The sequence below is a fragment of the Fibrivirga algicola genome, assembly GCF_011742925.1.
Lineage (GTDB): Bacteria > Bacteroidota > Bacteroidia > Cytophagales > Spirosomataceae > Fibrella > Fibrella algicola.
In genome coordinates this window covers 329,851-344,295 of sequence record NZ_WAEL01000007.1, presented here as the reverse complement: position 1 = coordinate 344,295, position 14,445 = coordinate 329,851, and the positions used below count along the sequence as shown (strand labels likewise).

The window sequence follows — 14,445 nt, the reverse complement described above, 5'->3', positions numbered from 1 at the left end:
GTAAGGAATTTACCTAATAGCGGCCTATTCCTTACCCGTCGACAATCAGTTGGCAGGGTAGCCTACCGCTGCTTCAGCAACCGCTGGCGATGCAGTATACCTTCAGCCGTTTTCACGTTCAGGATATAAACTCCTTCGGGCAAATCCGATACAGTAACCCGCAGTTTCCCTACACCCGCAACCGGTGCTATGTCCCACTGCTGTTGTAGTCGACCTGCCACGTCGAGAAGCACAATACGGGCGGGAGCCGTCAACCCCTGTATATCCACTTCCAGCATTTCTTGTACCGGATTAGGATACACCCGCACCTGAACCAACTCGTCGGTTTCCCGCCCCATACGGGCGTTACTACCACCCAGCATGCACGATCCATCCAGCAGTGTTTCCTCGCTGACGGCAGCCCCGGTTTTATCTGTCACAGTCAACCGAATCAAATAATTCTGCAGGCCGTTGAGGTTCCCTTTTGTGCCAGTGATGTTGATGGTTGAGCCACCCGGAACAGGCACAAAACTGACCTTTCCGATAGCGGTACCGGCAGTTGCGATTCCCTTATAGTTCGTCGAATTTGGTGCTTTGTAAGACCAACTGTACGTATACGGCGACGTCCCACCCGTTACAGTCATAGCCAGTGGCAGCGTAACAGCCTCGTTGGCTGGTGGCGCGCTTTTAATACAGAGTCGGGCCGGGCCGTCCACGTCAAGTAACCGGATAGCCGTAATGCTGACCGACGCGATACTGGAGCAACTGGCCAGATTAGTAACGACCACCGAATACACCGTGCTACCGGCTGGTGGCGTTACGGTAATGCTGCTACCAGTAGCGCCTGTGCTCCACAGATACGACGTACCTCCGCTGGCGCTGAGCAAAACCGACTGGCCTACAGTCACTGTAGTTGCCGAGGCAGTCAGGCTGGCAGTTGGCAGCGAATTGACCGTTAGCGTGGCTGTGGCCGTTGCTGTACACCCACTGGCGTTTCCGGCAATCACCGTGTAGGTACCTGCCGCACTCACCACAAATTGACCCGACGTACTCTGCTGCCCATCACTTAGCGTGTAACTGCTGCCGCCGGTCGACGTGGCCAGCAACGTAGCCGATTGACCAGTGCAGACAGACGCACTCGTCAGGCTCGTGTTTAACGGCACCTCGTTGATGGTTATCGGGCCACTTACAGCCATTGCGACCAAGTTATCGTTGGTTGAAACGGTAGCCGTAAAAGCTCCGTTGACGGTGGGAATAACACTGGTTTGTATAAGGGTAGCCGATTGACCAACTGCCGAGATCGTGTTGGTTCCGTTGCTGATCGTGTAACTGTACGTCTGCCCGGCCGTTAGTCCTCCAACCGTGAGCGAGAAAGCAACGGGGGTACCCGGACATATTGCAGATGCGTTGGCAGCGATCGTTACCGACACCGGCGGTTCCAGACTAAACTGCGCCACACTCGGATCATGGTCGCTAATCTGATCCGCAAATTCCGAATTCATATGCACCACATCGAACCCGTTAAGTTTACTCAACAGGCTGTTGCTGACCAGAATGTGGTCGAGCGTTTGTGCGTTCCCTTCGAAATTGTACGTGTAGCGTTCGTTGGCAGGCAGCGTTTCAATCAGTGCAGTAAGGCCACTGTTTTTTAGAATGGTCAGCGGAGCAGCAAACTCAAAGTCGTTCAGGTCACCAGCCACAACTACGTTGGCAGACGCACTGATTGCCAGAATACTCTGTACAAAATCCTTTACGATGGTTGCCTGCTGAATCCGCTGGGCTTCGCTACTGAGTACCGGTGGCTGAAACTTACCAAACAGCGGCTGATCACCTCCTTTTGAATTGAAGTGGTTACCAATAACAAATACCGTTTGCCCGTTGAACATAAATTCACCAACCAGCGGTTTACGGCTAGCCGCAAAGGCGGCATTAGTGGGATCAATGCGGCCGGGGCTAGCCGATAACACGGGTTGCCCACCACTGGCACTAACCGTCGTAGCTGTCGTCGCATTACCTCCCGGCCGATCCATAAAACTCACCCGCACCGGATTGTACAGAAAACCCTGCCGAATGTTACCGCCCGGTTCTCCACCATCCTGGTCATCTACAGGATCAATCTGGCGGTAGGCGTATGTAGGCCCACCGGCCGAAGCGATGGCATCAACCAACGTCTGGTAGGTGGTCGATGCGGAAACAATAGCATCATTGACAGGGCCATTGTTGTCCTGTATCTCTTCAACAACGATAATGTCGGGCGATTGCAGGTTGGTAACCACAGCCGTAGCCAGGCTAGTAAATTTCTGTGCACCATCGCCCGAATCTAGATTTTCAACATTGAAGGTCGCAACGGTCAATTTTCGACTGTCGCCCGTCAGGGTGGTAACTTCTTTCGTTAAGCCCGAAGGTGATGAAACCACCGGGGCCGTTGCGGGTAGTACGGCAAAGTTGCCCGAGTTGTAATCGACTACTCCCGTGATGGTATTGAGTTGAGTGCCTACAGTCACCATAGGGCTACTGGCACTATACAGCACGTTATCGATCTGGATTCGCTCAGGGTTAAAATCCGTCGACTGAATCAAAATACCGCCTCGGGCCGTACGCAGGCCGGCTGCGGCCCCGTTATCGGCCAGTACCCAGATCTCGCCGGAACTAGCGGTTGGGCCAACTGCTACCGGGTTGTTGATCTGAACCAACATCCCCTCCAGACTTTCATAAAAATCAATTCCATCCGTAGCTGGGTCGAACGTACCGCTTGTTTCGACGTTACCTGCAGCGTCGTTATCAATTATTGTGGAAGGTATAGCGCGGCCTCCGTTGCCAAGAACCGTTGTGGCTGGCAGTGAATTACCTGACGATAGTCTAGTAACAGTGGGATTGGTAAGCTCAGTCGTGGTTAGGTTGGCTGAGCCAGCGCCACCCGCTCTGAATTCGGCGATGGTGCCGGTAACCTGTACCGCATCACCAATGGCTACTACAGGAGCCGAACTGGTAAAGACAAATAGCCCTTCTGACGTAGCTTCGTCACTATCCGGAGTTGGGTTCTGTATATAGAATCCATTACTCCGAAGCGCCGTAACAATCCCGGTTGTAACGACCGACTGACCAACAAGGGGCGAGGTATGACCTGCCCCCTGAATGCTGTAAATGGGCAGGATCGATACATCGTCATTCTGAATAATACCCAGCCCCTGTGCATCAGCAACTGTAGTACCGGTAACATTAGTTACATTGACAAAGAAGGCCTCGTTAGCTTCTTGAAATCCATCTCCGTTAATCAGCACGCTGAACGTATAAGTAGAGCTCCCCGCAGGAATCGTCTGGCCCGTGAGGCTTTTGGCGATGTAATCGCCAGTGGCCGTAGTGGCCGTACCGTCGGCGGTAGCCACGTCAAAACTGACCCCTCCGGCCGGAGCAGGTGACGATAAGCTTATGGTAAAATTGAACGCGGTCGTTCCACTATTTCCTTCACTCAGCGTCACGTCATTAATCGAAAGCGATGGGGTCGAAGTGGCATTGGGCGTGAGGCTAAAATCATCAACGGCCAGTCCGTCGTCTGCTCCTGCAGGGTCTGAATCGGTCCATCGAATCCAGAACCCGGCTCCATTCGGGATGGATATCCCGGTGATGGTCGCTGATAGGTTGGTTCGATTCTCCGCTGCGTTGCCGTCTTTCGCTCCCGCAGTCACCGTATTTGGGGTAACGAAATTGAGTGCGGCAACAGATGTCCAGACGCCTGTCGACAGATCGGTGGCGTTGGTGCTGTATTCGAAGTTCAGTTGATCGGTTCGGGCAACCCCACCCAATCGCCACTCTTCGCCCGTGTAGCTAATTTGAAAGCTATTGATTGTGCTGCCTGTGTTGTTTACAAAGTAGGCCCCAAAGCTAGGCACCAGTGTGCCACTGCGCAGGCAGCCAAATGCGCGATCGACACTGCCAGTTGCCCCATAGCTATAGGTATCACCCGCATTACTGCTCCCTATATCAACCCCATACTGCTCATTATCTCGGGTACTGCCGCCCGACTCAGTCATAAACCACCCGGTAATCGTCAGGTTGTTCGTTGTAGACCCCGCTGTGCTTGACAGCTCATTAAAATTCTGTGTATACGTACTACCAAGCGTAGTTAACGATACGCTCTGGCCCCAGGCTATACGGGCAAGTAATACCGGAACAAGACACAGGAATCGGAGTAATCGTGGGTTCATAAGCATATAGGTTGATTGGTTAACTCCATACAGACAGGTCAACTTTTCTACTTTTGGCGGGGTATGGGTAAGCGAGAGTGTAGCACTGGCCCTGCTCAACGCTCAAGTAGACGGCCTGACTGGCGCTAGGTACGCTACTCTGTACTGTGCCTGCCAGGCATGAGAAATACCCTGCGGAAATCTACTAACTATATACTCAGTAGCTATTTCGTTATATCATTTTAGGCACACTGTTTATCAAGCGGTTAAGCAGACGGCGCTTTGCACCTCAGCTAGTAAGCAGGCTGACCAAAACCAGTTCGGTGATACGCCAACGGTTATAAATAGGAATAAGCTACTTTGCCATGTACAGGCGACACGCCACCCTACTCACAAACGCTGCTTACACCATGCACTTCTGCTACCGATTTATCACCCTGCTCATTAGTGGGGTATTGTTCCTGTCAACTGCCGTTCAGGCGCAGTCAGCCACCGACGCGTTCGTGTTCGGCGACCTGCTCCCCGATGCTCCCGAACTGGCGGCGCGGGGAGTCCTCGGCGTTGGCGTTCGCACGCTGACACTCTCCCACGCTAATCAGCTGAATATTCTAAAGACGAAAGATGGGCAAACACCGCGCTACGACCGGCCACTCACCGTCGAGATTTGGTACCCGGCCGACATCCCGGCGGGCAAAACGCAACAGGTAACGTATGAGCAGGTAATGGGGAGTTCAAACGACCCCAAACGTCCGCTCATTCCGTTTACGTTTGCCGGGCGGGCCCTGCGCGACGCCACACCCACAACCGGCACGGCTCCGTATCCACTCCTCATCGTGTCGCACGGGTACCTGGGTTCGCGGTTGCTGTTTACGTACCTGACCGAAAATCTGGCGTCAAAGGGGTACGTTGTCGTTTCCATCGATCACGCCGAATCGACGTTTCGGGACGCGGGCGGATTTGCCAGCACGCTCTACAACCGGGCACTCGACGACCTGTTTGTCCTAAACGAAATGGCCCGCCTGAGCGAGAAAACAAGCAAATCGTTTTTGGCCGGCTTACTCGACGCCAATAACACCGGTCTGATCGGCTATTCGATGGGGGGGTATGGTGCACTGAACGCCGTTGGTGCGGGCTACAGCGCCCAGGCAGCCGGTATGTTCAAACAGCTCTCGGGCGGCAGTACGGCACTCGATACGCGCCTGACCAACGCGCCGGAGTACAAAGCCTCGCAGGACCCACGCATCAAGGCCGTGGTGGCGTTTGCTCCCTGGGGCATGGAACGGGGCGTTTGGGATGCGGAAGGACTAGCCGGGCTAACCCGTCCTACGCTGTTTGTGGCGGGTAGCAAAGATGATATTTCAGGCTACGAAAAAGGAATAAAAGCAATTTTCGACGGGGCCGTCAACGCTGATCGGTACCTGCTGACGTACCTGAATGCCCGGCATAACGTGGCACCCAACCCACCACCAGCCGAGTCGCTGAAGCCCGGCCTGCATATCGACGAATATTACCGCTACGCCGAACCTGCCTGGAACGAACGCCGGATTAACAACATCAACCAGCACTTTGTCACCGCTTTTTTGGGCATGCACCTGAAGGGCATGGCCTACGGCAAATACCTCGCCCTGCCCGAATCCGCCAACCAAGGTTCCTGGACCGGCTTCAAACCCCGTTCGTCGGTCGGGCTTGAACTGCGCCACGTCAAACCCTGATTGGTCACTGAACAGGCCTCTCTCCTAGCGTCGCGTTTTCTGAAGTTCGTCGAGCAGGTAGTCGAGGCCATTCAGCCTGATTTCGTACAACGTCTGGAGCAGCATGCCCAGCTTTCCAGGGGGAAAGCCTTTCTGTGAAAACCATTCCAGGTACGTTACGGGCAATTCCCGAAGTAACCGCCCTTTGTATTTACCGAAGGGCATCGGGTACTGAAGAAGTTCAAGCAGTAATTCAGGATTACCGGCTGGCAGATACTCGGCCATGTGATGAAGTTGCGGTTAATGTGTACTAAATGAATTGCACAGAGTATGTATAGTCACTAATTTACTTCAATAAAAAATAACAAGACTACCCAAAAGCCATACGTACCTGATGACTAAACGCGATCAACCCCCAGTTTCGCCCACCTACTCGTCCGACGCTTCTCCTGGTTCGGCATCTCGTCGCTCATTTTTAAAAACGCTCGGCGTAGCGGCTACAACACCCGTTGCCCTAGCAGAATCGGCTAAGGGTGCACCAACCACCCAGTACCTCAACCTGGTTAAAAACCACGCGAGCAGCTCGGCAAACAGCAAAGTCAGGATGGCGCTGATCGGTACCGGCGGTATGGGTATCGGCGATATGCAGACCGCCCTTCAGGTCGACGGTGTTGAAATGGTAGCCGCGTGTGATTTATACGACGGTCGCCTGCGCCGCGCAAAAGAGCTGTGGGGCGATGGCCTCACCGTTACCCGCGATTACCGCACGCTGCTCGACCGGACTGACATCGACGCTGTTATCAACGCCACGACCGATCACTGGCACGAAAAAATCTCGTCAGACGCCATGCGCAAAGGCAAGCACGTGTACTGCGAGAAGCCGATGGTGCAGAAGGTTGACGACGGCCATACGCTTATTAAAGTGTCGAACGAGACAGGTAAGGTATTCCAGGTGGGCAGCCAGTTTGCGTCGTCGATCATTATTGCCAAAGCCAAAGAACTGCTGAAAGCGGGCGACATTGGCGAGCTGGTTTTTGCCGAAGCAATTTATGACCGGCACAGTGCCATGGGCGCCTGGCAATACTCGATTCCACCCGATGCATCACCACAAACCGTTGACTGGGACACGTACCTGGGCAGCGCCCCCAAGCGGTCGTGGGACCCGCTCCGCTTTTTCCGCTGGCGTAACTACCAAGACTACGGCACCGGCATTGCGGGCGATCTGTACGTCCACCTGCTCACTACGCTGCACACCATTACCGGCTCGCTGGGGCCCAACCGGGTCTATTCGAGTGGGGGTACCCGCTACTGGAAAGACGGGCGCGACGTACCTGATATTCAGCTGAGTGTCTACGATTACCCTAAAACAGCCGAACACCCTGAGTTCAACCTTACCACCCGCTCGAACTTCGTAGATGGCGGGGGCGGCAACTACCTGGTTCGGCTCGTGGGTACCGAGGGCGACCTGTCTATTGGCTGGGATAGCCTCACGGTACACCGCAACAAGTTTCCCAAAGCGCCGGGCATGTCGATCGACAATTTCCCGAAAGATCAGAAGGAGTTATATATCGCCCAGTACAATAAACTGTACCCGGCTATTCCCGAGATGGAAGGGCCCAAAGAGTTTAAATACTCGGTACCAAAAGACTACAAAGGCGACCGGTACGAGCATTTTGTCAATTTCTTCAACTCGGTACGCGACAAGAAGCCAAACATCGAAGACGCCACGTTTGGTCTGCGCGCCTGCGGCCCAACGCAGTGTGGTAACATGAGCCTGCTCCAGAAGAAAGTGGTTAGCTGGGACCCTGTAAAAATGAAGATCGGCAACGCCGTTTAAGTTAATAGGCTGTGGTTTGTGGGGGCTGCTTCACGAGCAGTACCCACAAACCACAACAAGCGCTTTATCACTCAATGCAAGCACAATCAGTACGTTTACTTGTCAGCCTGCTACTCTTGGCGGGGCAGTTAATGGCTCAGCCGACTACGCCGCTTGGCCAGCTTCGCGTGCAGGGAAACCAATTTGTGACGGCCGACGGGAAACCGGTTGTGTTCAGAGGACTCAACGCCAGTGACCCCGACAAATTGGAAAAAAGTGGCCACTGGGACAAGTCGTATTTCGAGGAAATGAAACGCTGGGGAGCCACCCTGGTCAGGTTTCCGGTACATCCGGCGGCCTGGCGCAGTCGGGGTGCTACCCAGTACCTACAACTACTCGACAAAGGCGTAGCCTGGGCGGGCGAACTGGGCATGTATGTCGTGATCGACTGGCACAGCATTGGCAACCTTAAGAACGAGATGTACCAGAGCCCAAACTACGAAACCACCCGCAAGGAATCGTTTGAGTTCTGGCGCACCCTGTCGGACCATTACAAAGACAACTCAACCGTTGCGTTCTTCGAGCTGTTCAACGAACCGACCGTTATGGGTGGCAAGCTGGGTACGTGTACCTGGGCCGACTGGAAAGCGTTAATGGAGGAAACGATCACGATCATCCGGGCAAACGGTGCCAAAGCCATTCCGCTGGTGGCTGGTTTCAACTGGGCCTATGACTTGAAAGAAGTGGCCCAAAGCCCGATCAACGCCGAAGGGATCGGGTACGTCAGTCACCCCTACCCTATGAAACGCCCCAAACCGTGGGAACCACAATGGACGGCCGATTGGGGCTTCATCGCCAAAAAATACCCATTGCTACTAACGGAAATCGGCTTTTGCGGAGCCGATGATAAAGGAGCGCACGTACCCGTAATCAGCGACGAATCGTACGGCGACGCCATTACCAGCTATTGTGCCACCAATGGCATTTCGTATGTGGTCTGGGTGTTCGATCCGCAGTGGGCCCCTATGTTGTTCAGTGATTGGAATTATACACCTACCCGACAGGGCCGGTACTTTAAGAAAGCCATGCAGTCGGCCATTGCCAAGTAAGACAGCACCATCCAAACGACCCGCCTGCTTCATTACCAGGCAACCCTAAACCGTCCGTTCTTATGCATCTCGATCGCAGACATTTTTTGAAGCAACTGGGCTTTGGCGCCCTGGGCCTCAGCGTAGCCACCACCAGTTGGGCCAGTTCAGTCGGCTCGCCGGAAGGGCTGTTATCGCCCACGCGTACGGCCAAACTGCCCCGCAGCCTGCCCACGGCGCAGGGGGTTGCTCCGTCGGGATTACTCGATTTTACCACTACCATTGAAAAGGCGAACCTCAATGTGCACAGCATCATGGTGGTTCGTCACGGAAAAGTTGTGGGCGAAGGCTGGTGGGCGCCCTACGCTCCTCAGCTGAAACATACGCTCTACTCGCTGAGCAAAGCCTTTACCTCAACCGCTGTTGGAATTGCAGTAGACGAAGGTCGCCTGTCGGTAGACGATAAAGTTGTTTCCTTTTTCAAGGATCAGCTCCCCGCCACCGTCAGTGAAAACCTGGCGGCCATGCGCGTGAAGGATCTGCTCACCATGACCACCGGGCACGACAAGGAGCCCACGCCCGATATGCGGGCAAACGGCAACACAAACTGGATCAAGGTGTTTCTGGCCCATCCCGTCGACCACAAGCCAGGTACGCATTTCGTGTACAACAGTGGTGCCACCTACATGCTGTCGGCGATTGTCCAGAAACTGACCGGACAGCCCCTGATCACGTACCTGACACCACGCCTGTTTGGTCCGCTGGGTATCGAAGGCGCCGACTGGGAGGTGGACCCGAACGGCATCAACACCGGCGGCTGGGGACTGCGACTGCATACCGAAGACATCGCCAAATTCGGTCAGCTCTACCTGCAAAAGGGCATTTGGAATGGCAAGCGACTTCTATCTGAAGGCTGGATTGCCGACGCCACCAAGCCGCAGGTCCAGTCGGCCGGGGGTAAACGCAAAGCCGAAGAAAACGACTGGCTTCAGGGCTACGGCTACCAGTTCTGGCGGTGTCGGCACGACGCGTACCGGGGCGATGGAGCCATGGGTCAGTACTGTATCGTGATGCCCAACGAAGATGCCGTTATTGCCATCACCTCCGAAACGGGCGATATGCAGGCCGTAATGGACGCCGTCTGGAACCATATTCTGCCCGCTTTCAACGCCAGTCCGCTCCCCGCCGATGCGGCCGCAACCGCCCAGATGAATCGGAAGCTGAGCAGCCTCGCTCTCACCTACCCGGCCGCAGAAGCCACCTCACTCCTGGCAGCTACCATCAGTGGGAAAACTATTTTGTTCGACGACAATTCCCTGAAAGCCAGCAGCATGTCGTTGACCTTTGCTAACGGCAACTGCCTGGTCAAATTCAACGATGGGCAGGGCAAGCACCAGCTAACCTGTGGCCTTAACAAATGGGCAGAGAGCGAATCGACGCTGTCGACGGCACCGATTAAACTGGTACCAACGCCCATTCCCGGTGAAACCAAAACGCGCATTGCCGGCACCGGTACCTGGACGGATGCCAACACCTTTCTGATGACCTGGCGGTTCATTGAAACGGCTCATTACGAAACCGTCACCTGCCGCTTTAAGGCCGATACGGTTGCCGTTGAGTTTGAAAGCAGTATCTCGAAGATCAACAAAACGAAAGACAGCCGACCTGTTCTTCAGGGAAAGATGCAAACTGGCGCAGTCAGTCAGCGCGGGTAAGTACACAATAACCAAAAAAAGACTAGCCGACCGATAACTAGGATCAGGCTGAACTGCCCGGATTTTAATACGCAGTTCGGCCATATCTGAGTTATCAGTAGGCTAGTCTTTTTTTGTCAGTCAACTAAACGTTTGCCTGCCAGATACATCTAACTTGTATACAAGCCCAAAACAAGGCCATGAAAACTGCAGGTAATTTTTTAATTGTGTTGGTCGGGCTGACCGTCAGCCTTTCCGGAGTACTCTCTTCGTGTGCGCAGGGCACCTATAGTCAGCCGGGCTACGGTCAAACCCAGCCCGACTATGGCCAACCGGGCTACGACAACGGATACAATAATCAGCCAGGGTATAATAGCCAGCAAGGCTATAATCAATACGGCGGTCAGCCGCAGGATTTTTACAACGAACTTGGGCCTTACGGTCAATGGGTACAGACGCCCCAATACGGTACCGTCTGGATTCCGAACGTACCCCAGGGTTTTCAGCCCTATGCTACCAACGGCCACTGGGTTGTTACCGAGTATGGCAACACCTGGGTGTCTGATTATGCCTGGGGTTGGGGGCCATTTCACTACGGTCGCTGGTTTCAGGACCCCCGGATGGGTTGGGCCTGGGTACCGGGCTACGACTGGGGTCCTGCCTGGGTATCGTGGCGTTCGGGTGGTGGCTATTACGGCTGGGCTCCGCTGGGACCAGGCATGAACATCAACGTAAACATCAATATTCCAGCCAATTACTGGGTGTTTGTGCCGCAGGTGTACATTACCAGCCCCAACATTTACAGCTACTATGTACCCCGCCCGCGGGTGGTGAATATTTACCAGAACACCACCATCATCAACAACGTGTATCGGTCCAACAACCGGGCGTATGCCTACGGACCACACCGCGATGAGATCGAACGGGTAACGCGCCGCTCAGTGCCGGTCTACCGGATCGAAAACGCCGGACGGCCTGGCCGCGATGAAGTACGGAACAACAACTCAGTTGGCATTTATCGGCCCGAGGTAAACCGTAACAATGGTCGCCAGGGGTCAGAAAGTCGGAGTTACAACGAGCCGTTCGACAATACCCGCCGTGGTTCTGGTTCACGGACCGACTCGCGCTACGATTCACGCAACAACGCCCCTAATGCCGGTACGTATAACGGGTACCCAAATGGGCGCGGCAACGCCGGCACGTACCCAGACGCAGGTTCACGGCCTGTTCCATCGACGCCCGCCCCAACCGCCCCAACGCCAACTTATCCGGAACGGGGACAGTCGCCCCGGGGTGGCGGAAGCTACGGTCGGCCAAACTACGAGGCGCAGCAGAATCAGCCGGCGCCGCAACCGAGCCAGAGTTATCCCGGCCAATCAGCGCCACAGCCCCGCCGGCAACAGTCGATTGAACCAGCACCAGCTCAATGGGGACAAGGCAACCGGCAGCAGGCACCAGTACAGCAAGCCCCCGTCCAGCGGGAATACCCAAATCGGGATGCCGGTAACGGGCGTGTAGGTACTAGCCAGCCGCAGGAGCAGCCCCGCCCGGCAACTCCCGAGCAGCGCAGCCCCGGCCAGCCCACCCAAGGCGGGTACCAGTCCGGACGCGGCAGCTCACGCGGCAATAATTAGTCGCACTACTAACAGATTACACAAAGAGCCAGCCCCTGATGGGAGCTGGCTCTTTGCTTGTATACTCATCCCACGGCGATTAACCAGTTGACAGTAGCATATGAACGGGTCCTGACTAACTGCCTTTGCGTGGTCTTGGTGCTATCGACTAGCCAAGTGGTGTAGTTCTCTGATGGAAATGAAGTAAGCTTTCTCCAGTTTAAATAGACCTACCGAACGGGTGCTGATTGCTGAGCGGCCACTTTCCATTGGTCCTTATCTAATTTAAGTACTTCGGTAAATCGGAATGTAGCTGTGTCGGGACTGGCGTGCGAGGCCGTACCCTGCGCCATGATCACATTATCGGCCAGCGAAGCGGTTGAATCGAAGTGAATTGTTTGCGCATCGGCAGCCAGAGAGCCAACCACTACCTGCCGGGCGATCGAATCGATGGCGATTTTGCTTAACCCGCGTTTTTCTGGGCGGGCGGGGCTGAACAGTTTCTTACCGGCATTGGCCAGGTCTTTAAATACTGGCAGATCGGCCGCAATCCCGCCGGCAAACACAACCACAACCAACGCCGATACAAGAAGCTCCCGCTTCAGGCCACCCGTTCGCCGATCGGTTGAATAGCCTTTAAGCGACGACCAGTTGTTGACAATATGAAAAACCGCTGCGGCGAAAAACAGCATGCCAAACCACGCATGCGTATGATCGACGGTGTGATTGCTCTGCCCAAAATAAATGAGCAGACCGGTGACAGACAGTACGGTGAATACGGCCGCCACCATTAGGCTAACCAAGTTCTTCTTTTTCATACTAACGAGTTAAGGGCCAATTGCCTGGCTGTATCTGCAAAGGTTTGTTTTGAATATGGATCTAAAAAGGTAATTACTTTTTTGAGATTCTCAGGCAATAAGCAAAGCTAGCCGCTATAGCCTGTGATGGTTACCCGCTGTTTCCTCAAGCCTCAGCTATCAGGTGACCATCCGTTCTATGCTGAGTCAGGTAAGGCGGGTCGGACTTGCCGAGGTAGGTCGCGGTTCTGACTCGTTTTAGCGGTAGTTGATAGCGACAATGGCGTAGCTATGTGTATGGGCGTCAAAAACAGGTGGCAACCATCAAGCGGCAGCTAGTCCAACACGAATCTACTTCATGCCGCGAAGAGCAGAAGTTAAGCCAACCTGAACGGTCGATATGCTGTACAGATGAGCGCTATTCGGTTCTTAACCAACAGTGTTTTTTTAAGTGTCTCGCAAGTTGTTTAGCATGTCACCACCTGTGTCGCGATCTCTGCAACTGCTGCCGCCCTGATGATCAGCGCCGGAACCGGAACCGGATCAACACGAAAAGACTGCCGACAACGAGCGCAAAACTGACCAGCACCATACCCGCTATATAAGCTGCTCCTACATGCGGCCCCTGATCACTAACGGCCGACAAGCCAGTTTCGAGAGAAAAATGCGCGCCGATCAGACCCGCTATCCATACACGCCATAACAGCCAGCGTTTCTCGACGATGGGTACGTACCAGAGCGCGAACAGGACAACGGTAACGGCAGGCAAAAGTACCGATAACCCTTCGATGAGGTCATCGAAGAGCGGCTGGGGTGGGTGATTGGCATTCGCCAGTAAGCAGACAAGCCAATAGACCAGTAGCCAAAGCAGTTCTGGACCAATCAACGCAGTCAGCCATCGAGGCAACAGTTGCATACACATTTAAAAAAGCTACAGTATCAATACGCGGCTTGTCAAGCAGATGTGTGGCAATGGCGCTCTTCCGGTCTACTATTTTAGCCTGCGGTCGCCGACTAGAGCGGCAATATCAATACACATGCACCAACGTTCATCATATCACATTAAAAACTGATTAACTGAAACCACCCCGAACCAGTGTACCCGTTGCGGTTGCGTAAACTTGTACCTTTGGCCATTGCTGGCGTATCCCAGACGTAATCATTTCTCAACAAACTCATGAAACCAACCGCGATCTACGATCTGTTGATCGATGCCATGGAGGAGCACCTCCCGTCGGGCTGGACCATTGCCCGCCTGAATATTCAGTTTCTGACCAATGGCCAGGATGTCGAGTTCTCAGGCACGTACCTGGATGCCGCCGGAGAGCCGCAACCCCTTACGACTGACTTCCCCGATGAAGTCACCGAAGCGGTACAACAGCTTTACCAGTCCCGTAAGACAGAAGGCCACCCCAAAGCCAACACCATGCAACTCGACCTTACGGCGGCAGGGCAGTACACGACAGCTTATAGCTGGGACCAGGAAATTCAGGATGAAGATGACCACTTCAGCAATGGCGGTACAGCCCGGGAATGGCAGGCAATTCGGGATGACAGGTACGGCGCTTCCTCAGAGCAGTAAG

Annotated in this window: 10 protein-coding genes; 6 read left to right on the top strand and 4 right to left on the bottom strand. The window is 54.4% G+C overall.

All coding sequences use genetic code 11. The annotated features are described in order from the left end of the window. Positions 1 to 62: 62 nt before the first annotated feature. Positions 63 to 4,184: a DUF8508 domain-containing protein gene (locus tag F7231_RS19625; RefSeq protein WP_166693240.1), complete on the bottom strand. Its 4,122-nt coding sequence runs from the start codon at positions 4,182 to 4,184 to the stop codon at positions 63 to 65. 389 nt (positions 4,185 to 4,573) lie between these two features. Here F7231_RS19625 and F7231_RS19620 point away from each other — a divergent pair, with 389 nt between their 5' ends. Then, entirely contained in the window at positions 4,574 to 5,875 is a 1,302-nt protein-coding gene (locus tag F7231_RS19620) for an alpha/beta hydrolase family protein (protein WP_166693239.1), read from the top strand. A 24-nt stretch (positions 5,876 to 5,899) separates the two neighbouring features. Here F7231_RS19620 and F7231_RS19615 read toward each other — a convergent pair whose 3' ends face one another. Next, positions 5,900 to 6,139: a DUF3820 family protein gene (locus F7231_RS19615; RefSeq protein ID WP_085413943.1), complete on the bottom strand. Its 240-nt coding sequence runs from the start codon at positions 6,137 to 6,139 to the stop codon at positions 5,900 to 5,902. Between the two features lie 109 nt (positions 6,140 to 6,248). On the opposite strand from F7231_RS19615, the gene F7231_RS19610 reads away from it, so the two are divergent. From F7231_RS19610 to F7231_RS19595, 4 genes are all read left to right on the top strand, one after another. Then, the gene (locus F7231_RS19610; RefSeq protein WP_166693238.1) at positions 6,249 to 7,691 is read left to right on the top strand and encodes a Gfo/Idh/MocA family protein; all 1,443 of its coding nucleotides are present in this window, start codon (positions 6,249 to 6,251) and stop codon (positions 7,689 to 7,691) included. A 74-nt stretch (positions 7,692 to 7,765) separates the two neighbouring features. Further along, on the top strand, positions 7,766 to 8,779 hold the full coding sequence (locus F7231_RS19605) for a glycoside hydrolase family 5 protein (RefSeq protein ID WP_166693237.1): 1,014 nt from the start codon (positions 7,766 to 7,768) through the stop codon (positions 8,777 to 8,779). A gap of 62 nt (positions 8,780 to 8,841) precedes the next feature. Next, on the top strand, positions 8,842 to 10,473 hold the full coding sequence (locus F7231_RS19600; RefSeq protein WP_166693236.1) for a serine hydrolase domain-containing protein: 1,632 nt from the start codon (positions 8,842 to 8,844) through the stop codon (positions 10,471 to 10,473). A 179-nt stretch (positions 10,474 to 10,652) separates the two neighbouring features. Continuing rightward, positions 10,653 to 12,086: a DUF6600 domain-containing protein gene (locus tag F7231_RS19595; RefSeq protein ID WP_166693235.1), complete on the top strand. Its 1,434-nt coding sequence runs from the start codon at positions 10,653 to 10,655 to the stop codon at positions 12,084 to 12,086. A gap of 209 nt (positions 12,087 to 12,295) precedes the next feature. On the opposite strand, the gene F7231_RS19590 is transcribed toward F7231_RS19595, so the two are convergent. Both F7231_RS19590 and F7231_RS19585 read right to left on the bottom strand, forming a co-directional pair. After that, the gene (locus F7231_RS19590) at positions 12,296 to 12,883 is read right to left on the bottom strand and encodes a DUF4405 domain-containing protein (RefSeq protein ID WP_166693234.1); all 588 of its coding nucleotides are present in this window, start codon (positions 12,881 to 12,883) and stop codon (positions 12,296 to 12,298) included. A 499-nt stretch (positions 12,884 to 13,382) separates the two neighbouring features. After that, positions 13,383 to 13,778 (bottom strand): hypothetical protein, encoded by a 396-nt coding sequence (locus F7231_RS19585; protein WP_085413949.1) that lies wholly within the window; start codon positions 13,776 to 13,778, stop codon positions 13,383 to 13,385. 261 nt (positions 13,779 to 14,039) lie between these two features. Between F7231_RS19585 and F7231_RS19580 the strand changes: the two genes are divergently transcribed. Continuing rightward, positions 14,040 to 14,444 carry a hypothetical protein gene (locus tag F7231_RS19580; RefSeq protein WP_166693233.1) on the top strand — a complete coding sequence of 135 codons (405 nt, stop codon included), beginning with the start codon at positions 14,040 to 14,042 and terminating at the stop codon, positions 14,442 to 14,444. Position 14,445: the final 1 nt, after the last annotated feature.